Genomic DNA, 24051 nt, shown 5'->3' with positions numbered 1-24051 from the left:
TACATCAAGCCTCTCGGCTCCAGCGCCAGCGCAAGCGGCCGTCGCAACGCTCCATGCTGCGCACCCCGCCCAGGTGGAACGCCGCCACTTGCAGGCCTCCCGGCATGTCCCCGGCCGGCGCTTCGTCACTGGCACTCCAGCTCAACGACAGCGCCTCGCCGCCGCCGGCGGTCACCAGCCACGCCCACGCGAACGGCTGTTCCTCGCAATCCTCGAAAGGCGCGAACACCTCGGGGAGCGGACAATCGCACGCGATCAGCAACACCGCCGGCGCGCCATCCGCCAGCAGCCCGCAAGCCTCAATCACCGCATGTTCCACCGTCGCCGCGCCGGAGGCCAGCGCGATGTGATTCGCGCGGTCGCCGCGGGCGATGGTGAACAAGCCTGGGATCGCGTTGTGCACCGCCATGCCGAAAGCCGTCGGCGAGAGCGCCTCGCCTCGCGCCAGATCGCTCAACAACTCCACCGCGCGCGCCACGTCGCCATGGCGCGAACAGAACACGGTGGGGATATCGCCGCGGCCATCGAGGCACTGATACGCCACCTCCAGCGCCATCTTGCCCAGGAAGCCGGCACGGCGGCGCAACATGGCGGGCATCGCTTTGACACCGGGCTCCTCGCCCGCGACGATGGTGCGCGGAGCGCGCGCCCAGGCAGCCCATTGTTCGGGAGTGTTCAAACCAGGCGCCCAATAAGCTTGACTGGAAATTGAAAAACTGACGCCTTGAGTACGCATGTATTGACTATTTATTCAGAAAAGTGCCGACCGGCGTGCCTTTCAAATTATAAACGAGCGCTCAAGGGCTTAGATTGAAAAAATGGATTTCAGGCAACTATTTTATGCATCAGGCTCTAAACTGTGCGCTAACTGGCACTAATTCTCACCAACAATCACTTATCTGAGCGGCAAACGATAAAAAAAAGACCACACCGCACGATTGCGGGGTGGTCTTCGCCGGGACTGAAAACGGAGTGTTTAGAAGACCCAGAGCTTGTCGGCCGGCAGCTGCAGCCAGTAGCGGCCCGGGTCCAGCCGGTACTTCGAATAGGCCCGCAGGCTGATCTCGCCGTTGGCGCTCTTGAACAGGCACTCGAAACGGTCGCCCAGATACATGCAGGTCAGCAGCGGCAGTTCGATCGCGTTGTCGACCTGGGTGGCGCTGACCCGCACCTCCTCCACCCGGATCAGGGTGGCGTCGCCGCCGCCGTTGCCGCGCGCGGTCGCCTGCAGGCGCGTGCCGTTGATATCCAGGTGCACCTGCGCGCCATCGCGCTGGATCACTTGCCCCGGCAGGCGGTTGTTACTGCCCATGAACTCCGCCGTGAACAGCGTGTCCGGCGTTTCGTACATGCTTTGCGGCGTGCCTTGCTGTTCGATCTTGCCGTTGTTGAGCAGCAGGATGCGGTCCGAAATCGCCATCGCCTCGGCCTGGTCGTGGGTGACCATCAACGCCGACAGGCCCAGTCGCACGATCAGTTCCCGCAGGAAGGCGCGCGCCTCCTCGCGCAGCTTGGCGTCCAGGTTGGACAGCGGTTCGTCCAGCAGGATCACGGGCGGGTTGTAGACCAGCGCGCGCGCGATCGCCACGCGCTGCTGCTGGCCGCCGGACAGCTGGTGGGGGTAGCGCTCGGCCAGGTGGCCCAGGCCGAGGTTCTTCAGCACGTCGCTGACCTTGTCCTTGATCTCGGCCGCGCCCAGCTTGCGCAGCTTGAGGCCATAGGCCACGTTCTCGAACACCGTCTTGTGCGGCCACAGCGCGTAGGACTGGAACACCAGCCCGAGGTTGCGCTGCTCGGCCGGCATCTCGAAGCCCTTGGCGCCGTCGAACACGTTGCGCTCGCCGATGTTGATGGTGCCGGCCTTCGGGCTTTCCAGCCCGGCCACGGCGCGCAGCAGCGTGGTCTTGCCGCTGCCCGAAGGGCCCAGCAGCGCCACCACTTCGCCTTTTTGCAGGTGCATGGACACGCCCTTGAGGATCGGGTTGGCGCTGGCGCCGGTGCCGTAGTCCAGATGCAGCTCGTTGACACTCAGTTCGTTGGTCATGATGTCTCGTTTCATAATAGGTACCTCAGTTATGCAGCTTGACGCCAAAGCGCAGCGCGACGCCCAGGCCAACAGCCACCAGCGATATGTTGATGAACGATAGCGCCGCCACCAGGTCGGTGGAGCCGGTCGCCCACAGCGACACCAGCAGCGCGCCGATCACCTCGGTCCCCGGCGACAGCAGGTACACGCCGGTCGAATACTCGCGTTCAAAGATCAGGAACACCATCAGCCACGCGCCCAGCAGGCCGTATTTGATCAGCGGGACGGTGACGTCGCGCGTGACCTTGCCGCGGGTGGCGCCGACCGCGCGCGCCGCCTCTTCCAGCTCCGGCCCGACCTGCAGCAGCGCGGTCGAGATCAGGCGCATGCCGTAGGCCAGCCACACCACCGAATACGCCAGCCACAGGGCGAAGATGGTGGAACGCAGGGAACGCAGCATCGGGATCGCATGCTCGCTGAGCCAGATCGCGACGCCGTTGTCCATGCCCTTCAGGGCGCCATCCAGCCAGCTGGGCACGAACAGGAACACCCACAGGAACGACAGGCCGGCCAGCAGGCCAGGCACGGCGCGCGGCACCAGCACGCTGTAGTCGAGGAAGCGGGTGATCATGTCCGGCTTGCGGTGCATGGCCAGCGCGATGGCGCAGTAGCAGATCACCGCGCAGGCGCCGCCGATCACGCCGATCAGCACCGTGTTGAAGATGCCGCGCACCAGCGCCGGCTGGTCGAAGATCTCGCGGAAGTGCTGCAGCGTCAGCACGTCGGCCAGCTTCACGCCCTCGCCCCAGTACTGCACGAAGGAGCGCAGCACGATGCCGGACATCGGCATGATGATGGTGAACATCAGCCAGCCGAAGATCAGCGCGAACGCCAGCCACTTCCAGCGGCCCAGCGGCATGGCCTTGGTGCGCGCGCCCTTGCCCTTGATCGACACGAATTTGTTGGCCGACTTGAGCAGCCAGCGCTGCACCATCACCAGCGGCATGGTCACCATCACCAGGCACACCGCGACGGCGGCCATCAGGTGGTAGGACGGGGTGCCAAGCTTGTTGGTCAGCTTGTACAGATAGGTGGCCAGCACCATGTGGCCTTCCGGATCGCCCAGCACCAGCACCAGGCCGAACACCTCGAAGCCAAGGAAGAACACCAGCACGCCGGCGTACGCCAGCGCCGGCGTGATCATCGGCAGCGAGACGTTGAACATCACCTGCAGCGGCGAGGCGCCGCTGACGCGCGCCGCCTCCTCCACGTCCGAACCCAGGCTTTTCAGCGCCGACGAGGCGTACAGGTAGACGTGCGGCACGTGCGTCAGGCCGGCGATCACCACGATGCTGGTGAAGGAGTAGATATTCCACGGGATGAAGCCGAGGATGTCCTTGGCCCACAGCGAGTAGAAGCCCACCGGTCCCATCGCCACCACGTAGCCGAAGCCCATCACCATCGGCGAGACGAAGATCGGCACCAGCAGGCAGGGCGCGATGAAGGCCTTGCCCGGCAGGTCGGTGCGTATCATCAGGAAGGCCAGCATGCCGCCCAGCGGCACGGCGATCAGCGCCAGGCCGGAGGCCAGCCAGAAGGCGTTCTTGAACGCCACCGCGAAATCGGGATCTTCAAAGATGAAGCGGTAGGCGTCCAGGCCCAGCTCCTTGGCCGGCATGAAGAACGGCGCGTTCAAAAAGCTTTGATAGAAAATCAGGATCAGCGGCAGGAAGATAACGCCGGCGGCCAGCGTTACCACCACGCCGCGCGGCCAGTTCAGGCTTGGCCGGCCGGAGTGAGCGAGTGTTTGCATGTCGATGCCCTCTTACTTCTTGCCCGCGGTTTCTTTCCACTGCTTGAGGAAGGCCATGCGCTTGGCCGGTCCCAGGAACTGCAGCAGGATGGGATGGACCGGCACCGGCTTGATCTTGTCGTTGCCGATTTGCTTAATCAGGTCCGCCGAGGTGGTTTCGCCGGTGACGTCGGCGCGGATCGCGAACAGCTTGGAGTCGTTGGCGATGATGGTCTGGCCGCGATGCGACAGCATGTAGTCCAGCCACAGCTTGGCGGCGTTCACGTTCTTGGCTGACTTGTTGATGAAGAACACGCGCGACATCACCAGCGTGTAATCCTTCGGCAGCACCACGCCGATCGATGGATCGGTCTTGGCGCGCACCAGCGCGTAGGAGCCCAGCACGTTGTAGCCGATCAGGTTTTCGCCCGACGAGATACGCTCCATCATGGTGCCGGTGGACGATTGCACGCGCACCTTGGCCACGCCAAAGGCGTTCTCCATGTCGAGGAATTTCGGGTTCTCGCGCGCGTCCTGCGTCATGAACATGAAGCCGACGCCGGATTTCTCGATATCGTAGGTGGTGACCTTGTCCTTGAACTTGGGCTGCTGGATCAGCGCCGTGAAGTCGGCGTGCGTGTGCGGCACTTCCTTGGCGTCCACCAGGCGCTTGTTGTAGACGATGGCGGCCGGCTCGAAGGTGGTGCCGTAGGCCTTGTCGTCCCACACCGCCCAGCCGGGGATCTTGGACGCCTCCACCGATTTGTACTGAAGCGCGTAGCCGTCCGAGGCCAGGCGCATCTGCAGGTCCATGGCGGAGGACCACATGGCGTCGGCGGTGTTGCCGCCGGCCGCCACCTCGGAGATGAAGCGGTTATACACCTCGGTCGAATTCATGTCGTTGTACTCGACCGTGATGCCCGGGTACATGGCGCTGAAATCCTTGATCAGCGGCTGCGTGGCCTTGCTGTCGGTGGCGCCGTAGATCACCAGCTTGCCCTCCTTCCTGGCGGCGTCGATGATCTTCTGGTAGTCGGCGGGATAACCCGGCGGGACTTGCGCAAAGGCCGATCCGGCAAAAAACGCGCATGCGGCGGCCACAGTATGTTTCAACTTCATCGTAATCTCCAGATAGTTATGTAATCAGCGCACGAGACCCAGTTCGGCCGCCCGCCTGCCGTAGTCGTCCACGGCTTTCTTGACATAGGCCGCCAGCGCATCGCCGGTCAGCCCAAACGGATATAAACCTGATGCCGCCCGCATCTGCGCGAACTTCGGACTTGCCAGCACGCGGTCGAAGGCGGACACCCACTGCTTGTAATCGGCGTCCGGCACGTTGGGCCCCATCCACACGCCGCGGATGATGGGCCACACCACGTCCACGCCCTGCTCGCGCGCGGTTGGCACATTGGCCAGCACGCCCGGCAGGCGTTGTTCGGACAATACCGCCAGCACCCGCGTGTTGCCGCTGGCCGCGTACAGCGTGGCCTCGCTGGCGTCGCCGGACACCACGTGCACGAAATTGGCGTGCATGGCGGTGAAGGCCTCGCCACCGCCTTCCAGCGCCACGAAACGCAGCGCCTTCGGATCGATGCCGGCGCTGCGCGACACCAGCGCCATCTTCAGCCAGTCCTGGCTGCCGATGGTGCCGGACACGCCGATCAGCACCTTCTCCGGATTCGCCTTCAATGCGGCGATCAGGTCGCGCAGCGTTTTGTAGGGCGAATCGGCGCGCACCGCGATCATGCCGTAGTCCGCGCCCAACGCCGCCACCCAGCGCACGTCCGACGACTTCACCTTGCCGAACTTGCCCTGCGCGAGATTCAGCAGCGAGCCGCCGGAAAACGCCACCAGCGTATTCGGCTCGGTGCGGCGGCGCGACACCAGCGAGTGCCACGCCACCGCGCCGATCCCGCCCGGCAGATAGCTGATGTGCATGTCCGACGGCGGCGGATTCGGCGTGTCGCGCAGGCCGGCCAGCCCTTTCTGCGCCAGCTTGCAGGTCAGGTCCATCGCGCCGCCCGGCTTGGACGGCACGATGCACTCGAGCCCCGCCGCCTGGGCCGCCGCGCCTAACAGCAGCGCGCAGACAAGTGCCAGCAGGATTTTCATCAGAAGCGGTGCTGCATGCCGACGGTCAGGCCGCGCTGGCTGTTGCCGTAGCCGGCGTCGTCGCGCGACAGGCCGGTGAGCTGGCCGTTCTTGGCTTTGGCGTAGGCCGCCGTCACGTGCAGGTCGGTGCGCTTGGACAGCGCGTAGCGGTAGCGCGCCACGTACATGGTCGGATCGGCGTCCTTGCCGGCGGCGACATTCTTGACGTTGACGTGGTAGACCGCGCCGGTCAGCGTGGTGGCGCCGGTTTTGTACGCCACGCCGCCCCAGGTGGTGGTGGCGTCGACGTCGGCGGTCAGCGCCTTGCCGGCAACCAGCTTGTAGTCGCGCACCACCGCCCAGAACTTGAACGGGCCGGTTTCGTAATTGCCGCCGATGTGCCACACGGTGTTCTTGTCACGGTTGCCGGTGGCCGGAACGGTGTTGCCGTTGTTGCGCTCCCAGGTCGCCATCAGGTTGACGTCGCCCATTTTGTAGACGGTGCTGAAGCCGGTCTTAGCGCTGTCCTGGGTGCCGGTGGTCTGCTCGCCGGCGGCGTAGTTGGCGCCGATGCGCCAGTCGCCAAAGGTGCCGGCGTACTTGATGATGTTGTCGTACTGGGTGGTGAAGCCGTATTTGCTTGGGCCGGTGGCCGGGCCGGAGGTGGCCCACGAGTAGAACGGCGCGAAGCCCATCGGGTCGAAGCCGATCACGGTGTCGTACACGGTGGTGAAGGAGCGGCCGACCACCACGCGGCCGAAGGCGCCTTCCAGGCCGACGTTGGCCTGGCGCTTGAACAGCGCGCCGTCCTGCGCGCCGGTGTCCATCAGGATGCCGCCTTCGAGGTTGAACACCGCTTTCAGGCCGCCGCCCAGATCCTCGCTGCCGCGCAGGCCCCAGCGCGAGGTGTTCATGCCGCCGGAGATCACGCGGGTCATGCTGCCACCGGTCGGGGTTTGGTTGTTGGCGGTTTCCATGCCCACGTCCAGCAGGCCGTAGACCTGCACGTTGGATTGGGCCTGGGCGCTACCGGCGGCCGCGAACAATGCCAGGACCGCGAGGGTCAGGGGGGATTTCTTCATGAGTTGTCTCCGTGTATAGTTTTTTATATGCCTGATTTCTCAATCAGTGCTGCCACTATAGGAGCGTCAATCTTTCAATTGCCTTTCAATGTCTCCTGCTCACCACAATTGACGCGGGGGCTTCCTTTTTGTCCGCCGCCGGCACATGATGCTGGCCTCACCCTGCACTTATTTGAACGAACTGGCAAGTCCCCATGCGCATATTGTTAGTTGAAGACCACACCGAATTGCAGCACTGGCTGGCCAAGGCCCTGCGCGACGCCCATCTGACGGTGGAATGCGCCGACAACGGCGCCGACGCCGACGCCCTGCTGCACACCCAGGATTACGCGCTGGTGATCCTCGACCTCACCCTGCCGCGCATGGACGGGCTGGATGTGCTCAAGCGCCTGCGCGCGCGCGGCGGCCCGCGCGCCAAGACGCCGGTGCTGATCCTGACGGCGCGCGGCGGGCTGGAAGACCGCGTGCAGGGCCTGAACCTGGGCGCCGACGACTACTTGGCCAAGCCGTTCGAACTGGCGGAGCTGGAAGCGCGCGTCAAGGCGCTGCTGCGCCGCACCGTGGGCAACGAGGCGCTGGTGCACAACTGCGGCGCGCTCAGTTTCGACACCGTCACCCGCATGTTCAGCTACGCCGGCAACGCGCTGGCGCTGACGCCGCGCGAGCACGCGGTGCTGGAAACCCTGATCACGCGCAGCGGCCGCGCCGTGTCCAAGGAAAAGCTGTTCGATGAGGTGTTCTCGCTGGGCGACGACGCCGGCATCGACGCCATCGACCTGTACATCCACCGGGTGCGCAAGAAGCTCGACATCCCCGGCCCCGACGCCGCCGTCATCACCACCCTGCGCGGCATCGGCTACCTGCTGCAGCCGCGCGCCGCGGTCGGCGGCCCCTGAGCGCCATGCCGCTGCTGCCCGCCCTCGCCCGCCGCCTCGGCCTGGGGCCCGGCGCCGCGCTGGGCAGCCTGCGCGGACAGCTGCTGCGCTGGCTGCTCGGCCCCTTGCTGGTGCTGGTGGCGCTCAACACCATCTCGGTCTACCGCAACGCGCTGGACGCCGCCGACACCGCCTACGACCGCTCCCTGCTGGCCTCCACGCGCGCGCTGGCCGAGCGGGTCTCGGTGGTGGACGGCAAGGTGGTGGCCGACGTGCCCTACGTCGCGCTGGACAGCTTTGAGACCGACACCCTGGGCCGCATCTACTACAAGGTCACCGGCATCGCCGGCGAAACCGTGTCCGGCTACGCCGACCTGCCGCCGGTGCCGGCCAACGTGCCGCGCTCGGAAGCCTATCCGGCGCTGGTGCGCTTCTATCACGCCAACTACAACGGCCAGCCGGTGCGCATCGCCGCGCTGCTGCAACCGGTGTACGACGATTCCATGCGCGGCATCGCGCTGATCCAGGTCGGCGAAACGCTGGAGGCGCGGCGCGTGCTGTCCAACCAGATCCTGTTCGACACCCTGGTGTGGCAGGCGCTGTTGCTGGCGGCGGTGGGGCTGCTGGTGTGGTTCGCGGTGCGGCTGGTGCTGCAGCCGCTGATGCAGCTGAAAAGCGCGGTCGAGACGCGCGACCCGAACGACGCCACCGACGTCGACGCCACGCTGGTGCACAAGGAAGTGCGGCCGCTGGTGGCGGCGCTGAACAGCTCACGCCTGCGCATGCACATGCTGATCAACAGCCAGCGCCGCTTCATTGCGGACGCCTCGCACCAGCTGCGCACGCCGCTGACCGTGCTGAAAACCCAGGCCGAACTGGCGCTGCGCGAGTGCGACAAGGCCGGCGCCGATCCCGACGCGCTGCGCGACATCGTGCGCAGCATGGCCACCACCACCGACTCCACCGTCAACCTCGCCAACCGCCTGCTGACGCTGGCGCGCATCGAGCATCGCAGCGAGGACAACACCGAGCCGGTCTCGCTGCGCGAACTCGCGCGGCAAGTGGGGCTGGAGCTGGCCGTGGCCGCGGTCGGCAAGCAGATCGACCTGTCGCTGGAGGCCAAGCAGGAGGGCATGGTGCAGGGCCAGTCCCTGCTGCTGCACGAACTGCTGGCCAACCTGGTCGACAACGCCTTGCGCTACACGCCGGCCGGCGGCAGCGTCATCCTGCGCGTGCGCGAGCGCGACGGCCAGGTGCTGCTGGAGGTGGAGGACAGCGGCCCCGGCATCGCCGCCGCCGAACGCGAGCGCGTGTTCACGCCGTTCTACCGCGCCGCCGCCACGCTGGAGCGCAACCCCGGTGGCCACGGCCTCGGCCTGGCCATCGTGCGCGACATCGCCACCCTGCACCGCGCCACCATCATCCTCGACGACGCCAGCCATCACAGCGGCCTGAAAGTCACCATCGGCTTCGACGCGGTAAAATAGCTTTTACCGCCGCTCAAGGAATAATGAATGATTACCAAAGAAGAAATGGTCACGCTGTTTGCGGACATGAAGCAGAACGCCCCGTGGGACATCAGCAAGCCGCTGCTGTGGGGCTACTTCTTCGCGGACGCCGACAAGGCCAAGCTGGAAGGCGTGGTGCCGGCGCTGCAGGCCAAGGGCTACCAGTTCGTCGGCATCTACGACTCCAAGCCGGAGGCCGGCACCCCGGCGCTGTGGTGGCTGCACATTGAAAAGGTCGAGAAGCACACGGTCGACACCCTGCACGCGCGCAACCAGGAATTCTACAAGTTCGCCGCCGAACACCAGCTCGAATCCTACGACGGCATGGACGTCGGCCCGGCCGAAGCCTGAGGCCGCCAGCCGCGCCAATTAATGCGGCAGAGCAATATTTTGCGTCAATCGAACAGGGGCATGCGGCTATTTGATCATATGATTCAAATAGCTTAACTTTTCCTCACCCCGCATGCTCTCGAAACTCTCGTTTCGCCAGTTGCTGCTGGGCGTCTTCCTGTTGATTGCCGTGCTGCTGAGCGCCGCCTCGCTGCATGCCCTGTGGACCCTGGACCGCCTGGCCGCCCACAGCCGCGACAGCGGACGCCACGCGCTGGCGCTCACTGAAAATACCCAGCAACTGGCCGAGCGCAGCGTCGCCATGACGCGCAGCGCGCGCCAGTACATGGTGCTGGACGACCCGGCCTTCCGCAAACGCTACGCCGACGCCTGGCGCGACGCGCAGCTGGCGCTGGACGCGGTGGCGGCCGCCCTGCCCTACGCCCAGGAAACCCTGTTCGAACGCTGGCGCGAGGCCGGCCAGCAGGCGTGGGAAATCCTGCAGGCGCCGTCGCGCCCGGTCAGCGCGCGCGGCGCGCGCCAGCAGGCGCTGGAGCGGGTGCTGGCGCCGCTGCCGGACGTCAACGAACAACTGGCCGAGGAGGTCAAGCAGGAGGTCGAGCGCCGCAACGGCGAGCTGCTGGCCGAGCTGGACCAGCGCCGGGCCGTGCTCAAGGCGCAGGTGATCGGCTCCATCATCCTGGCGGCCGCGCTGGCCTCGGGCTTCGGCTTCTGGCTGTCGCGCCCGCTGGCGCGGATCGAGCAGGCCATCGACACGCTGGGCGAGAGCCGCTACGACCAGCCGATCGCCGTGCCCGGCCCCAGCGACCTGCAGCGCGTGGGCCAGCAGCTGAACTGGCTGCGCCAGCGCCTGGCCGACCTGGAGGCGGACAAGGCGCGCTTCCTGCGCCACATCTCGCACGAGCTGAAGACGCCGCTGGCGGCGCTGCGCGAGGGCGTGGCGCTGCTGGAGGATGGCGTGGCCGGCGCGCTGTCGCCCGACCAGCGCGAGATCGCCGGCATCCTCAACCAGAACACCGCCGCCCTGCAGTCGCAGATCGAGGCGCTGCTGCGCTACAACGCCGCCACCTTCGACGCCCAGCACCTGCAGCGCCAGCTGGTGGACATGGGCGAGCTGCTGGCCCAGGCGGTGGACAGCCAGCGCCTGCAGTGGCAGGCCGCGCGCCTGACCGTGGTCAGCGAGGGCAAGGCGCGGCCGATCGCCGCCGACGCCGACAAGCTGGCCACCGTGCTGGGCAACCTGCTGTCCAACGCCGTCCGCTTCAGCCCGCAAGGGGGCCTGATCAGCTTCCGCCTGGGCGAGCTGAACGGCAAGCTGCTGCTCGACTGCGTCGACCAGGGGCCGGGCGTGGCGGCCGAGGACGCCGCCCGCATCTTCGAGCCGTTCTACCAGGGCCAGCGCCAGCCGCCCGGCGCGCGCCGCGGCAACGGCATCGGCCTGTCCATCGTGCATGAATACGTGACCGCGCATGGCGGCGCATTGAAATTGCTGCCCTCCGAGCGCGGCGCCCACTTCCATATCGAACTTCCTTATGAACGCTAAGCACCTCACCACCCTGCTGGCCTGCCTGTCGCTGGCGGCCTGCACGCTGAATTCGCCGCTGCCGGCCGACCCGGCGCCGGCGCCGCCGCCACCGCCGGTGGTGGAAGTGATCCAGGCGCCGCCGCCGCCGCCGGACGAGGTGGGGCCGCTGCTGAGCTACCACCAGTCGCTGCGCCGCATGAGCCAGGGCGAGCTGCTGAAGGAGTTGAGCGGCCTCGGGCTGCAACAGCGCAGCCCGCGCGTGGCGATCCAGATGGGCATGGCGCTGATGCTCACGCGCGGCGGCGGCGACCTGGCGCGCGCGCAGGCGCTGCTCGACAGCGTGGCCACCTCGGCCGAGGTGGAGGCGGCGCCGTTCCGGCCGCTGGCGCAACTGCTGTCGAGCAACTGCGCCGAGACGCGCCGCCTGTACGAGCACGCCGACCGCCTGGCCGCCCAGCAAAAGGACAACCAGCGCCGCATCGAGCAATTGAACGAGATGCTGGAAGGCTTGAAGACCATAGAACGCACGCTGCCGGCCCGCCCGGCGCCCGGACCACAGGTGACCAAATGACCACGACCCAGGGACAAGGCGCCCACCTGCTGCTGGTGGACGATGACGACGACCTGCTGCGCCTGCTATCGATGCGGCTCAGCGCCAACGGCTACCGCGTCACGGCCGTCACCAGCGCCGAGGCGGCGCTGGCGCGGCTGTCGATTGAACTGCCTCGTCTGGTGATCAGCGACATCCGCCTGCCCGAGCGCGACGGCATGTGGCTGTTCCAGGAAATCCGCCGCAGCTACCCGGCGCTGCCGGTGATCCTGCTGACCGCGCATGGCAGCATCCCGGACGCGGTGGAAGCCACCACCCTGGGCGCCTACGCCTACCTGACCAAGCCGTTCGACGCCAAGGTGCTGCTGGAACGCATCGCCCAGGCGCTGAGCCTGGCGGCGCCGGCGGCCCGCCCCGCCGAGGCCGACGAGGAATGGCGCTCGGCCATCATCAGCCGCAGCCAGTGCATGGACGAGCTGCTGGCCGAGGCGCGGCTGGTGGCCGCCTCCGACGCCAGCATCCTGATCCGCGGCGAAAGCGGCACCGGCAAGGAATTGCTGGCGCAGGCCATCCACCGCGCCAGCCGGCGCGCGCAGGCGCCCTTCATCGCGGTCAATTGCGGCGCGATCCCGGAGGCGCTGCTGGAGTCTGAGCTGTTCGGCCACGTCAAGGGCGCCTACACCGGCGCCGTGGCCAGCCGCGAAGGCTTGCTGCAGGCGGCCGACGGCGGCACCCTGTTCCTCGACGAGATCGGCGACATGCCGCTGCTGCTGCAGGTCAAGCTGCTGCGGGTGCTGCAGGAGCGCGTGGTGCGCCAGCTGGGCTCGGACGTGGCCAAGCCGGTCGACGTGCGGGTGCTGTCCGCCACCCACCGCGACCTCGACGCCGCCATGCGCGAGGGCCAGTTCCGCGAGGACCTGTATTACCGCCTGAACGTCATCACGCTGACGCTGCCGCCGCTGGCGCAGCGGCGCGAGGACATCGCGCCCATGGCCACCCAGTTCCTGCACACGCTGGCGGCCAAGTACGGCAAGACGGTGCGCGGCTTCGCGCCCGACGCGCTGGAGGCGCTCACCACCTCGGCCTGGCCAGGCAACGTGCGCCAGCTATACAACGTGGTCGAGCACGTGTGCGCGCTGGCCACCGCGCCGCTGGTGCCGCTGTCGCTGGTGCAGCGGGCGCTGCGCGTGCCGTCGCTGGAGGTGCTCAGCTACAACGAGGCGCGCCAGCGCTTCGAGCGCAATTACCTGGTGCAACTGCTGAAGCTGACCGATGGCAACGTGGCCGACGCCGCCCGCCTGGCGGAGCGCAATCGCACGGAGTTTTACCGCCTGCTGCAGAAACATGAGCTCGACGCCAGCCTGTTCCGTGGCGATGTCGCCACCGAGCGACAGGAGGATACCGTTAAAAATCAATGACTTGGATAACGATGGCGGCTGGATGTCGCCATTTCCCGACAAAATCGCGGCAATATGGCCGAAAAAGCCACGACATTATGATTTCCCATTAGAAAAATCATTATAAGCCATTGAAATTAAAGAAAAAATTCAGGCTGGCACGGGGTTTGCAATAGGTTGGGTAACGTCCCAGACGTTTTATCCTCAAACTCGATAAAGGAAGCAAATCATGATGACCAAACAACTGATCGCCCGCCTGATGGTTGCCACCGCCCTGACCGCCGCCGCTGCAACCGGTACCGCTTTCGCCCAGCAGGACGCCGCCCTGGCAGGCGCCGCCAAGGCCGGCACCGCGACCAACGATGAGGCAATCACCAGCAAGATCAAGGCGTCGCTGGCGGACCAGAAGCAGATCGGCGTGACCACCGCTGACGGCGTGGTGACCCTGAGCGGCACCGTGGCCAGCACCGACGTCGGCACCAAGGCCATCCAGGTGGCATCGGCCGTGCCGGGCGTGAAGGAAGTGAAGAGCGAACTGACCGTCGCTTCGAAGTAATCCGCAACTGAGCAGCAACCGAGCAGCATCGTAGTACCGTAGTACCGGGCACTAAATAGGAGTAGCTGCCCCTTACCCTTTGCCGGGATGGTGTGCGTAGACACCGTCCCGGCTTTTTTTCGCCTGCTTAGCTGAGGTTTTCCAGGCGGATCTTGGTGACGCTGCCGCACACCGTCGACAGGCCTTCCATCTTGGCGATGGCGCTGGTGACGTGCTTCTCCTGGGTCTGGTGGGTCAGGAAGATGATGTCGGTGCGGGTCTCGCCATCGGCCGGCTCCTTCTGCAGCATGGCATCGATCGAGATGCCGGCGTCGGCCAGGATGCGGGTCAGGTCGGCCAGCACGCCCGGCTGGTCGCTCACGTTCATGCGCAGGTAGTAGCTGGTGGTCACTTCCGACATCGGCAGGATCTCGATGTTGGTCATAGCGTTCGGCTGGAACGCCAGGTGCGGCACGCGGTGCTCCGGATCGGCGGTGGCCAGGCGGGTGATGTCGACCAGGTCGGCGATCACGGCCGAGGCGGTCGGCTCGGAGCCGGCGCCCTTGCCGTAGTACAGCGTGGCGCCGACGGCGTCGCCCTGCACCAGGACCGCGTTCATGGCGCCCTCCACGTTGGCGATCAGGCGCTTGGCCGGGATCAGGGTCGGGTGCACGCGCAGCTCCACGCCTTCCTTGCCGCCCACCTTGGCGCGCTTGGCGATGCCCAGCAGCTTGATGCGGTAGCCCAGCTGTTCGGCGTACCTGATGTCCACCGCGTTCAGCTTGGAGATGCCCTCCACGTGCGCCTTGTCGAACTGCACCGGAATGCCGAACGCGATCGCGGCCAGGATGGTGGCCTTGTGCGCCGCGTCCACGCCCTCGATGTCGAAGGTCGGGTCGGCCTCGGCGTAGCCCAGCTCCTGCGCCTGCTTGAGCACGGTGGCGAAGTCCAGGCCCTTGTCGCGCATCTCGGACAGGATGAAGTTGGTGGTGCCGTTGATGATGCCGGCCAGCCAGTGGATGCGGTTGGCGGTCAGGCCCTCGCGCAGCGCCTTGATGATGGGGATGCCGCCGGCCACGGCCGCCTCGAACGCCACCATCACGCCCTTGGCCTGGGCGGCGGCGAAGATCTCGTTGCCGTGCACGGCCAGCAGCGCCTTGTTGGCGGTGACCACGTGCTTGCCGTTCTCGATGGCCTTCAGCACCAGCTCGCGCGCCTGCTCGTAGCCGCCGATCAGCTCGACGACGATGTCGATTTCCGGATCGTTGACGATGTCGGCCGGGTTGGCCACCACCTTGACCTTGCCGCCGGTGCGCGCCTTGGCGCGTTCCAGGTTGCGGGCCGAGACGGCCACCACCTCGATGCCGCGGCCGGCGCGGCGGCGGATCTCTTCCTGATTGCGTTCCAGCACGTCGAACGTACCACCGCCGACATTGCCGACGCCTAACAAGCCTACTTTGATTGGTTTCATATAAATTCCAAAAATCTTAATCGTCATTCCGGCGCAGGCGGACGGTCCGCCGCTGCGGTCCATGCAACGCCGCCGAATTCGTTGGCTCAGCATGGATTCCGGCGTTCGCCGGAATGACGGCGTTAAAAGCTGGCGCCGTGGCGCTTGCGGTAGCTTTCCATGAACCTGGCCATGCGGCCGAAGGCGTCCACCATGTCGTCCGAGTTCGGCAGGAACACCACGCGGAAGTGATCCGGCGCGATCCAGTTGAAGCCGCTGCCCTGGACGATCAGCACTTTGGTTTCGGCCAGCAACTCGTATGCGAACTGCTGGTCATCCGCGATCGGATAGATCTTCGGATCGAGCCTTGGGAACATGTACAGCGCCGCTTTCGGCTTGACACAAGTGACGCCCGGAATCTCGGTCAGCAGCTTGTAAGCCAGGTCGCGTTGCTTCAACAGGCGCCCGCCCGGGCCCACCAGGTCGTCGATCGACTGGTAGCCGCCGAGCGCAGTCTGGATCGCAAACTGCCCCGGCGCGTTGGCGCACAGGCGCATCGAGGCCAGCATGTTCAAGCCCTCGATGTAATCCTTGGCGTGCGACTTCTCGCCCGACACCACCATCCAGCCGGAACGGTAGCCGCAGGCGCGGTAATTCTTCGACAGGCCGTTGAAGGTCACGAACAGCACGTCGTCCGCCAGCGAGGCGATCGACACGTGCTGGGCGCCGTCGTACAGCACCTTGTCGTAGATTTCATCGGCGTAGATGATCAGCTGGTGCTGGCGCGCCAGCTCGATGATCTGCAGCAGCAGCTCGACCGGGTACAGCGCGCCGGTCGGGTTGTTGGGGTTGATCACCACGATGGCGCGCGTGTTCGGCGTGATCTTGCCGCGCATGTCCTCGATGTCCGGGAACCAGTCCTGCTGCTCGTCGCAGACGTAGTGCACCGGCTTGCCGCCGGACAGCGACACCGCTGCCGTCCACAGCGGATAGTCGGGCGCCGGCACCAGCACCTCGTCGCCGTTGTTGAGCAGCGCGTTCATCGACATGACGATCAGTTCCGAGGCGCCATTGCCGAGGTAGATGTCGTCGATGCTGACGCCGCGGATGTTCTTGCCCTGCGTGTAATGCATCACCGCCTTGCGCGGCGCGAACATGCCCTTGGAGTCGGTGTAGCCGGCCGCGTTGGACAGGTTCATCTTCATGTCCTGCACGATCTCGTCCGGCGGATCGAAGCCGAACACGGCCAAGTTGCCGATATTCAACTTCGTGATCTTGTGGCCTTCCTCCTCCATTTGCCGGGCTTTTTCCGGCACCGGGCCGCGGATCTCGTAGCAGACTTCCGCCAGTTTGTTCGATTTTTGAATCGGTCGCAAAATAAAATCCTGTTTATGTGAGGCAAACTTCTCTGACCTGCCAAAACGCCCAAGCCGGCCCGTGCTGCAATGCGAAAAGAACCATTCTGCCGAAAGGCCCTGATTTAATCAACCTTTCATCTTTAAAACGCTACAATGACGCTTCTTTTGCTGTCCAAAATACGCGATTTCCACCATGAAGCTCCACCAAAGCGATACCCAAAAATACCAGACCGTGACCGGCTACGATGAAACCGGCGTGGAGATCAACGCCGAGCGCTACAACTACAGCCTGATTGTCTTGCCGGAAACCCCGCCCCGCGCGTGGAACGCCCCCACCTTCGAATCCATTACCGCGGAACATTTCGACATCATCGGCGCCGACAGCCCGGACGTGGTGATCCTCGGCACCGGCGCGCGCCAGCGCTTCATCCACCCGAAACTGACCGCCGCGCTGACCATGCGCCGCATCGGCGTGGAATGCATGGACAGCCAGGCCGCCTGCCGCACCTACAACATCCTGATGGGAGAGGGCCGCAAAGTCACGCTGGCCCTGGTGATCGACGCCAACGAGGGCGACCAGGCCTGATGAACGACCTGTACAACTCGAAAAAATTCCTGTGGTCGCTGCTGGCGGCGTTCACCCTGGTCTGGCTGTACATGCTGGGCGTGCGCACCCTGGTGCCGCCCGATGAGGGCCGCTACGCCGAGATGGCGCGCGAGATGTGGGCCACCGGCGACTGGATCACCACCCGCCTGAACGGCATCAAGTATTTCGAGAAGCCGCCGCTGCAAACCTGGATGAACGCGCTGTCCTTCGGCGCCTTCGGCCTGGGCGAGTGGCAGGCGCGCCTGTGGACCGGCTTGTGCGGCCTGGGCGGCGTGCTGTTCACCGGCTACGCCGCGCACCGCGTGTTCGGCGCGCGCGCCGGCTTCTACGCCGCGCTGGTGCTGGGCTCCAGCCTGTTCTGGGTGGCGTCCGGCCAGATCAACTCTCTGGACATGAGCTTGTCCGGCATGATGACCATCGCCCTGTGCGCGATGCTGATCGCCCAGCGCGACGGCGCCGCGCCGGCCGAGCGCCGCAACTGGATGCTGGCCTGCTGGGCCGGCATGGCGCTGGCCGTGCTGGCCAAGGGCCTGATCGGGCTGGTGCTGCCGGGCGCCGTGCTGACCCTGTACAGCCTGCTGTCGCGCGACTTCGCCATCTGGAAGCGCCTGCATCTCGGCAAGGGCCTGCTGCTGTTCTTCGCCATCGCCGCGCCGTGGTTCGTGCTGGTGGGCCTGAAGAACCCGGAGCAGCCGCACTTCTTCTTCATCCATGAACACTGGGAACGCTTCTTCCTCAAGACCCACCACCGCGAAGGCCCGTGGTACTACTTCCTGCTGCTGCTGCTGCCGGGCCTGATGCCCTGGCTGGGCCTGGCGCCGCAGGCGCTGTTCAGCGGCGTGCGGCGCACGCCGGGCGCGGTGTTCCAGCCCAGGCTGATGCTGGTGATCTGGATGGTGTTCATCACCTTCTTCTTCAGCTATTCCAGCTCCAAGCTGCCGGGCTACATCCTGCCGGTGTTCCCGGCCATGGCCATGCTGCTGGCGACCTACCTGGAAAGCGCCTCGCGCCTGAACCGCTCGATCGCGGCGGTGCTGCTGATCGTGACCGGCGTGGCCGGCCTGATCGCCATGCCGCACATGGTCGAGATGTCGGTGCGCCATCCGGACGAGCGCGCGCTGCTGGAGGCCTACCAGCCGTGGGTGCTGACCGCCGCCATCGTGGCCGCCGCCGGCGGCGCGCTGGCGCTGCTGCACGCGCGCCAGCTGCGGCGCGACCTCGGCGTGCTGACGCTGGCCATCGCCGGCTTCGCCTCGGTGCAGCTGATCCTGGCCGGCTTCGAGCCCTACGGTAATATGCGGGCCGGCAAGGCGCTGGCGCTGAAGATGCTGCCCGAACTAGGGCCCGACACCCGCGTCTACTCGGTCGGCACCTACGAGCAATCCATGACCTTCTACCTCGGCCGCACCGTGACCCTGGTCGATTACTGGGATGAATTCACCTTCGGCCTGCGCCAGCAGCCGGAACTGTCTATCCCGATGCAAGGCTTTGTCGAGCAGTGGAACCACCTGAGCGCACAAAACGTCAAGGCCATGGCCATCCTCAGCGACAATTCCTACGAGGCGCTGAAGGCCCGGGGCATACCGATGCGCGTGGTGGCGGAGGACACCCGCCGCATAGTTATTACCAATCGGTAATGAACAAATAGACCAGTTCACACGCCCGAACCGTGCGGTGCGGCTGGCGCGCACCTGATGAACACTTTAGAATTGCGGCCAGACGTTTTATATAAAAAATACTAGCGAGCAAACCACCTCATGAGTGCTGATCTGCCCTTCCTGCCATTCTCCCGGCCCACCATCGACGAGGCCACCATCACCGCCGTCGCCGAAGTCCTGCGCTCGGGCTGGATCACCAGCGGCCCGAAAGTGGCGGCGTTCGAGGCCCGCATGTCGGAGTACTTCGGCGGCCGTCCGGTGCGCACCTTCAATTCCGGCACCTGCACCATGGAGATCGCGCTGCGCATCGCCGGCATCGGCGCCGGCGACGAGGTGATCACCACGCCGATCTCGTGGGTGGCTACCGCCAACGTCATCATCGAGGTGGGCGCCACGCCGGTGTTCGCCGACATCGACCCGATTACCCGCAACATCGACCTCGACAAGCTTGAAGCGGCCATCACGCCGCGCACCAAGGCCATCATTCCGGTCTACCTGTCCGGCCTGCCGGTCGACATGGACCGCCTGTACGCCATCGCCAGGAAGCACAATCTGCGCGTGGTGGAGGACGCGGCCCAGGCCTTCGGCTCGGAGTGGCGGGGCAAGCGCATTGGTTCGTTCGGCGACTTCGTCTCGTTCAGCTTCCAGGCCAACAAGAACATCACCACCGGCGAAGGTGGCGCGCTGGTGCTCAACAACGATGAAGAGGCCAGGCTGGCCGACAAGTACCGCCTGCAGGGCGTGACCCGCAGCGGCGTGGACGGCATCGACGTCGACGTCCTCGGCGGCAAATACAATATGAGCGACATCATGGCCGCCATCGGCCTGGGCCAGTTCGCCAATATTGAAAACATCACCGCCCACCGCCGCGCGCTGGCGCGCCGCTACTACGAGGCGTTCGGGCCGGACTTCGAGGCGCGCTCGGGCGCCCAGCTGCCGCTGCAGGCCTTCGACTCCAGCAACTATCACCTGTTCCAGATCATCCTGCCGGACCAGGGCCCGACCACCCGCGCCGACTTCATGAACGCCATGAAGGAGCGCTTCAACATCGGCACCGGCTACCACTACGCGCCGATCCACCTGTTCACCATGTACCGCGAGCGCGGCTTCAAGGAAGGCATGTTCCCGGTCGCCGAGAAGATCGGCCGCCTGACCGTGACCCTGCCGATGTTCTACGCCATGACCACCGCCGACGTCGACCGCGTGGCCGCCGCCGTGAAAGCGATCCTGATCAAATGACCGACATGACCGATGTGACCATTACCCAGGGCAAGCCGGAAATCTCGGTGGTCATCCCGATCTACAACGAGCAGGCCGGGCTGGCCGCGCTGTTCGCGCGCCTGTATCCCGCGCTGGACAAGCTGGGCACCAGCTACGAGATCGTGTTCGTCAACGACGGCAGCCGCGACAACTCGGTGTCCATCCTGGCCGAGCAGTTCCGCGCGCGCCCGGACGTCACGCGCGTGGTGCTGTTCAACGGCAACTACGGCCAGCACATGGCGATCCTGGCCGGCTTCGAGGCGGCGCGCGGCGAGATCATGGTCACGCTCGACGCCGACCTGCAGAACCCGCCCGAGGAAATCGGCAACCTGGTGGCCAAGATGCGCGAAGGCTACGACTACGTCGGCTCGATCCGCCGCAAGCGCCAGGATACGGCGTGGCGCACCTACGCCTCCAAGGCCATGAACCGCCTGCGCGAGCGCATCACCAACATCAAGATCACCGACCAGGGCAATATGCTGCGCGCCTACGGCCGCAACATCGTCGACCTGATGAACCAGTGCGCCGAGGTCAACACCTTCGTGCCGGCGCTGGCCTACCGCTTCGCCCGCAACCCGACCGAGATCGTGGTCGAGCACGAGGAGCGCGCGGCCGGCGAGTCGAAGTATTCGCTGTACAGCCTGATCCGCCTGAACTTCGACCTGGTCACCGGCTTCTCGCTGGTGCCGCTGCAGTTCTACTCGATGATGGGCATGCTGCTGTCGCTGGTGTCTGGCATCCTGGTGCTGGTGCTGCTGGTGCGCCGCCTGTTCCTCGGCGCCGAGGCCGAGGGCGTGTTCACGCTGTTCGCCATCACCTTCTTCTTCATGGGCGTTATCTTGTTCGGCATCGGCTTGCTGGGCGAGTACACCGGCCGCATCTTCCAGCAGGTGCGCGCGCGGCCGCGCTACGTGGTGCAGACCATCCTGCAGCAGCGCGAGGACGCGCCGGCCCCGGCGCCGGCCCCGGCCGGCGTCGAGAAACGTACCGTGGGCCGTCGCCATGAATGATCTGGACGTGCGCAAACGCGCGGTGGTGTTCGGCTACCACAACGTCGGCGTGCGCTGCCTCAAGGTGTTGCTGGCGGCCGGCGTGGACGTGGCGCTGGTGGTCACCCACGAGGACAGCGCCAGCGAGAACATCTGGTTCGAATCGGTGATCTCGCTGTGCCAGAGCGAGGGCATTCCTTACGTCACCCCGGCCGACGCCAGGTCGCCCGAGCTGCTGGCGCGGGTGCAAGCGGCGCGGCCGGACCTGATGTTCAGCTTCTACTACCGCCACATGCTGCCGGCCGAGCTGCTGGCGGTGGCGCCCGCTTTCAACATGCATGGCTCGCTGCTGCCGGAATTCCGCGGCCGCGCGCCGGTCAACTGGGCGGTGCTGCACGGCGCCACGGTCACCGGCGCCACGCTGCACGAGATGACGGTCAAGCCGGACGCCGGCGCCATCGTTTCGCAGATGGAGGTGCCCATCCTGCCGGACGACACCGCGCACGAGGTGTTCGGCAAGGTGCAGGTGGCGGCCGAGCAGGCGCTGTGGCGCGTGCTGCCCTCGCTGCTGGATGGCACGGCGCCGCGCCTGCACAACGACCTCACGCGCGGCGGCTACTTCGGCGGCCGCACGCCCGAGGATGGCCGCATCGACTGGAACCAGCCGGCGCAGCAGGTCTACAACCTGCACCGGGCGGTCGCCCCTCCTTATCCAGGCGCCTTCACCGACCTCGGCGGTGTACGCTATGTGATCCAGCGCGCCCGCCTGGCCGGCACGGGCAGTGGCAATTTTGGCAACGTAAGTTGTCTTGGTTTGCCACCGGGACTGACGGTGATAGATAATTGTATCTTTGGAGTCTGCGGCGATGGCCGCATGCTGGCGATTTCCGCGCTGACGGCGGATGGCGATCCCATCACCGCCGAACAATTAAAAGCCCGCCTGGCGGCATAAGAATATCGATTGGAAACCAAAACATGAAAAAAGTACTCATCCTCGGCGTGAACGGCTTTATCGGCCACCACCTGTCCAAGCGCATCCTTGAAACCACCGACTGGCATGTTTACGGCATGGACATGAGTACCGACCGCATCAGCGAGCTGCTCGCGCATCCGCGCATGCACTTCTTCGAGGGCGACATCACCATCAACAAGGAATGGGTGGAGTACCACGTCAAGAAGTGCGACGTGATCCTGCCCTTGGTCGCGATCGCGACCCCTTCGACCTACGTGAAAGCCCCGCTGCGCGTGTTCGAGCTGGACTTCGAGGCCAACCTGCCGATCGTGCGTTCGGCCGCCAAGTACGGCAAGCACCTGGTGTTCCCATCGACCTCGGAAGTGTACGGCATGTGCCACGACGAGGAATTCGATCCCGAGAACTCGGAGCTGATCTGCGGCCCGATCAACAAGCCGCGCTGGATCTACTCCAACGCCAAGCAGCTGATGGACCGCGTGATCTGGGGCTACGGCATGGAGGGCCTGAACTTCACGCTGTTCCGCCCATTCAACTGGATCGGCGCCGGCCTCGATTCCATCCACACGCCTAAGGAAGGTTCCTCGCGCGTGGTGACGCAGTTCTTCGGCCACATCGTGCGCGGCGAGAACATCTCGCTGGTGGACGGCGGCCACCAGAAGCGCGCCTTCACCGACATCGACGACGGCATCGACGCGCTGATGAAGATCATCGAGAACAAGAACGGCGCCGCCAGCGGCAAGATCTACAACATCGGCAACCCGGTCAACAACTATTCGATCCGCGAGCTCGCCAACATGATGCTGGCGCTGGCGCCGCAGTATCCCGAGTACGCCGAAGGCGCGGCCAAGGTCAAGATCGTCGAGACCACCTCGGGCGCCTACTACGGCGCCGGCTACCAGGACGTCAAGAACCGCGTGCCGAAGATCACCAACACCTGCGAGGAGCTGGACTGGAAGCCGACCACCTCCATGGCCGACGCCCTGAAGAAAATCTTCGACGCCTACCGCGGCCAGGTGGCCGCCGCCCAAGCCCTGATGGACTGAACATTGAGTAATCAACCCTTGATGGTGTTGAAGATCGACGTCGACACCTATCGCGGCACCCGCGAGGGCGTACCCAACCTGGTGCGCATGCTCAAGGCGCACAACGCGGGCGCCACCTTCCTGTTCTCGCTCGGTCCGGATCACACCGGCTGGGCGATGCGGCGCGCGCTGCGTCCCGGCTTCTTCAGCAAGGTGTCGCGCACCTCGGTGGTCGAGCACTACGGCATCAAGACCCTGATGTACGGCGTGCTGCTGCCCGGTCCGGACATCGGCAAGGACTGCGCCGCCGACATGCGCGCCGTGCGCGACGCCGGCTTCGAGTGCGGCATCCACACCTGGGACCATGTGCTGTGGCAGGACAACGTCGCCAGGCGCGACGCCGGCTGGGCCGTCAACATGATGCGCAAGGCCGCCGCCCGCTACACGCAGGTGTTTGGCGTGGCGCCGCACACTCATGGCGCGGCCGGCTGGCAGATGAACAACGGCGCCTTCCACGAGCACGACCACGCCGGTTACGCCTACGCGTCCGACGGCCGCTGCGTGCTGAAGGAGGACGGCACGCTGGCCAATCCGGCCGACGGCCCGCATCGCCTGTCCGATGGGAATAAAGTGCTTGCGCACATACAGATGCCGACCACCCTGCCGACGCTGGACGAGGTGCTGGGCTGCGAGATCGACGGCGTCACCATCACCACCGCCAACATCGCCGCGTTCCTGCTCAGGCTGACCGAGGGCGCCACGCGCGACCACGTTTATACTTTGCATGCGGAGCTTGAAGGACAGAAACTCGCCCCCATATTCGAGCAGCTATTGGCAGGATGGCAAGCGCAGGGATACCAATTGGCGTCCATGGCCGACTACCACCGGAAGATCCAGCACCTGCCGATGCCGGTTTGCCCCATCACCTGGGGCGAGCTGCCGGGACGTTCTGGCACGCTGATCGTACAAGGCGCGGCCAGCGCTTAACATACCCTTCAGGAG

At 65.6% G+C, this 24051-nt stretch carries 22 protein-coding genes; 14 read left to right on the top strand and 8 right to left on the bottom strand.

Features of this window, described 5'->3' with window-relative positions; all coding sequences use genetic code 11:
• Positions 1–4 precede the first annotated feature (4 nt).
• From FHW83_RS18365 to FHW83_RS18340, 6 genes are all read right to left on the bottom strand, one after another.
• Positions 5–679 carry a beta-ketoacyl synthase chain length factor gene (locus tag FHW83_RS18365; RefSeq protein ID WP_373997232.1) on the bottom strand — a complete coding sequence of 225 codons (675 nt, stop codon included), beginning with the start codon at positions 677–679 and terminating at the stop codon, positions 5–7.
• Between the two features lie 297 nt (positions 680–976).
• Entirely contained in the window at positions 977–2044 is a 1068-nt protein-coding gene (locus tag FHW83_RS18360; protein WP_176647782.1) for an ABC transporter ATP-binding protein, read from the bottom strand.
• A gap of 25 nt (positions 2045–2069) precedes the next feature.
• Complete coding sequence (locus FHW83_RS18355) at positions 2070–3839, bottom strand: iron ABC transporter permease (RefSeq protein ID WP_176647781.1); 1770 nt, start codon at positions 3837–3839, stop codon at positions 2070–2072.
• A 12-nt stretch (positions 3840–3851) separates the two neighbouring features.
• Complete coding sequence (locus FHW83_RS18350; protein WP_176647780.1) at positions 3852–4937, bottom strand: ABC transporter substrate-binding protein; 1086 nt, start codon at positions 4935–4937, stop codon at positions 3852–3854.
• Positions 4938–4961: 24 nt separating this feature from the next.
• A complete protein-coding gene (locus tag FHW83_RS18345) occupies positions 4962–5930 on the bottom strand; it encodes a tripartite tricarboxylate transporter substrate binding protein (RefSeq protein WP_176647779.1) in 969 nt (322 codons plus the stop codon).
• Positions 5930–6991, bottom strand: coding sequence for a porin (locus tag FHW83_RS18340; RefSeq protein WP_176647778.1), 1062 nt, complete (start codon positions 6989–6991; stop codon positions 5930–5932). Before FHW83_RS18340 ends, FHW83_RS18345 begins: the two co-directional genes overlap by 1 nt.
• 194 nt (positions 6992–7185) lie before the next feature.
• On the opposite strand from FHW83_RS18340, the gene FHW83_RS18335 reads away from it, so the two are divergent.
• The 7 genes from FHW83_RS18335 to FHW83_RS18305 all read left to right on the top strand — a co-directional run bounded on the left by FHW83_RS18335 (position 7186) and on the right by FHW83_RS18305 (position 13753).
• Positions 7186–7887: a response regulator gene (locus FHW83_RS18335; protein WP_176647777.1), complete on the top strand. Its 702-nt coding sequence runs from the start codon at positions 7186–7188 to the stop codon at positions 7885–7887.
• 5 nt (positions 7888–7892) lie between these two features.
• Entirely contained in the window at positions 7893–9353 is a 1461-nt protein-coding gene (locus tag FHW83_RS18330; protein ID WP_176647776.1) for a sensor histidine kinase, read from the top strand.
• 27 nt (positions 9354–9380) lie between these two features.
• Positions 9381–9725: a ribonuclease E inhibitor RraB gene (locus tag FHW83_RS18325; protein ID WP_176647775.1), complete on the top strand. Its 345-nt coding sequence runs from the start codon at positions 9381–9383 to the stop codon at positions 9723–9725.
• 112 nt (positions 9726–9837) lie between these two features.
• Positions 9838–11268, top strand: coding sequence for a sensor histidine kinase KdpD (locus tag FHW83_RS18320; protein ID WP_176647774.1), 1431 nt, complete (start codon positions 9838–9840; stop codon positions 11266–11268).
• On the top strand, positions 11258–11821 hold the full coding sequence (locus tag FHW83_RS18315; RefSeq protein ID WP_176647773.1) for a hypothetical protein: 564 nt from the start codon (positions 11258–11260) through the stop codon (positions 11819–11821). The genes FHW83_RS18320 and FHW83_RS18315 overlap by 11 nt, the downstream gene beginning before the upstream one ends.
• On the top strand, positions 11818–13218 hold the full coding sequence (locus FHW83_RS18310; protein ID WP_176647772.1) for a sigma 54-interacting transcriptional regulator: 1401 nt from the start codon (positions 11818–11820) through the stop codon (positions 13216–13218). Before FHW83_RS18315 ends, FHW83_RS18310 begins: the two co-directional genes overlap by 4 nt.
• A 208-nt stretch (positions 13219–13426) precedes the next feature.
• Positions 13427–13753 (top strand): BON domain-containing protein, encoded by a 327-nt coding sequence (locus tag FHW83_RS18305; protein WP_176647771.1) that lies wholly within the window; start codon positions 13427–13429, stop codon positions 13751–13753.
• A gap of 127 nt (positions 13754–13880) precedes the next feature.
• On the opposite strand, the gene FHW83_RS18300 is transcribed toward FHW83_RS18305, so the two are convergent.
• Both FHW83_RS18300 and FHW83_RS18295 read right to left on the bottom strand, forming a co-directional pair.
• Positions 13881–15203, bottom strand: coding sequence for a homoserine dehydrogenase (locus FHW83_RS18300; RefSeq protein ID WP_176647770.1), 1323 nt, complete (start codon positions 15201–15203; stop codon positions 13881–13883).
• A gap of 122 nt (positions 15204–15325) precedes the next feature.
• Positions 15326–16558 (bottom strand): pyridoxal phosphate-dependent aminotransferase, encoded by a 1233-nt coding sequence (locus tag FHW83_RS18295; protein ID WP_176647769.1) that lies wholly within the window; start codon positions 16556–16558, stop codon positions 15326–15328.
• Positions 16559–16733: 175 nt separating this feature from the next.
• Between FHW83_RS18295 and FHW83_RS18290 the strand changes: the two genes are divergently transcribed.
• The 7 genes from FHW83_RS18290 (at position 16734) to FHW83_RS18260 (ending at position 24036) form a co-directional block, all read left to right on the top strand.
• Positions 16734–17126 (top strand): Mth938-like domain-containing protein, encoded by a 393-nt coding sequence (locus tag FHW83_RS18290; RefSeq protein ID WP_176647768.1) that lies wholly within the window; start codon positions 16734–16736, stop codon positions 17124–17126.
• The gene (locus FHW83_RS18285; protein ID WP_176647767.1) at positions 17126–18784 is read left to right on the top strand and encodes a glycosyltransferase family 39 protein; all 1659 of its coding nucleotides are present in this window, start codon (positions 17126–17128) and stop codon (positions 18782–18784) included. Before FHW83_RS18290 ends, FHW83_RS18285 begins: the two co-directional genes overlap by 1 nt.
• A gap of 120 nt (positions 18785–18904) precedes the next feature.
• On the top strand, positions 18905–20044 hold the full coding sequence (locus tag FHW83_RS18280) for a DegT/DnrJ/EryC1/StrS aminotransferase family protein (RefSeq protein WP_176647766.1): 1140 nt from the start codon (positions 18905–18907) through the stop codon (positions 20042–20044).
• Positions 20045–20049: 5 nt separating this feature from the next.
• Positions 20050–21075 carry a glycosyltransferase gene (locus FHW83_RS18275; RefSeq protein ID WP_176647890.1) on the top strand — a complete coding sequence of 342 codons (1026 nt, stop codon included), beginning with the start codon at positions 20050–20052 and terminating at the stop codon, positions 21073–21075.
• 7 nt (positions 21076–21082) lie between these two features.
• Positions 21083–22006, top strand: coding sequence for a formyltransferase (locus FHW83_RS18270; RefSeq protein WP_176647891.1), 924 nt, complete (start codon positions 21083–21085; stop codon positions 22004–22006).
• Between the two features lie 23 nt (positions 22007–22029).
• Positions 22030–23070 carry a bifunctional UDP-4-keto-pentose/UDP-xylose synthase gene (locus FHW83_RS18265; protein WP_176647765.1) on the top strand — a complete coding sequence of 347 codons (1041 nt, stop codon included), beginning with the start codon at positions 22030–22032 and terminating at the stop codon, positions 23068–23070.
• A 21-nt stretch (positions 23071–23091) separates the two neighbouring features.
• Positions 23092–24036, top strand: coding sequence for a polysaccharide deacetylase family protein (locus FHW83_RS18260; RefSeq protein WP_176647889.1), 945 nt, complete (start codon positions 23092–23094; stop codon positions 24034–24036).
• The last annotated feature ends 15 nt before the right edge of the window (positions 24037–24051 follow it).

It is taken from the genome of Duganella sp. SG902, from assembly GCF_013376005.1.
Taxonomy (GTDB): Bacteria; Pseudomonadota; Gammaproteobacteria; order Burkholderiales; family Burkholderiaceae_D; genus Rugamonas.
Note: the sequence above shows the minus strand (reverse complement) of the source record. Positions and strands in the feature narration are given on the sequence as shown.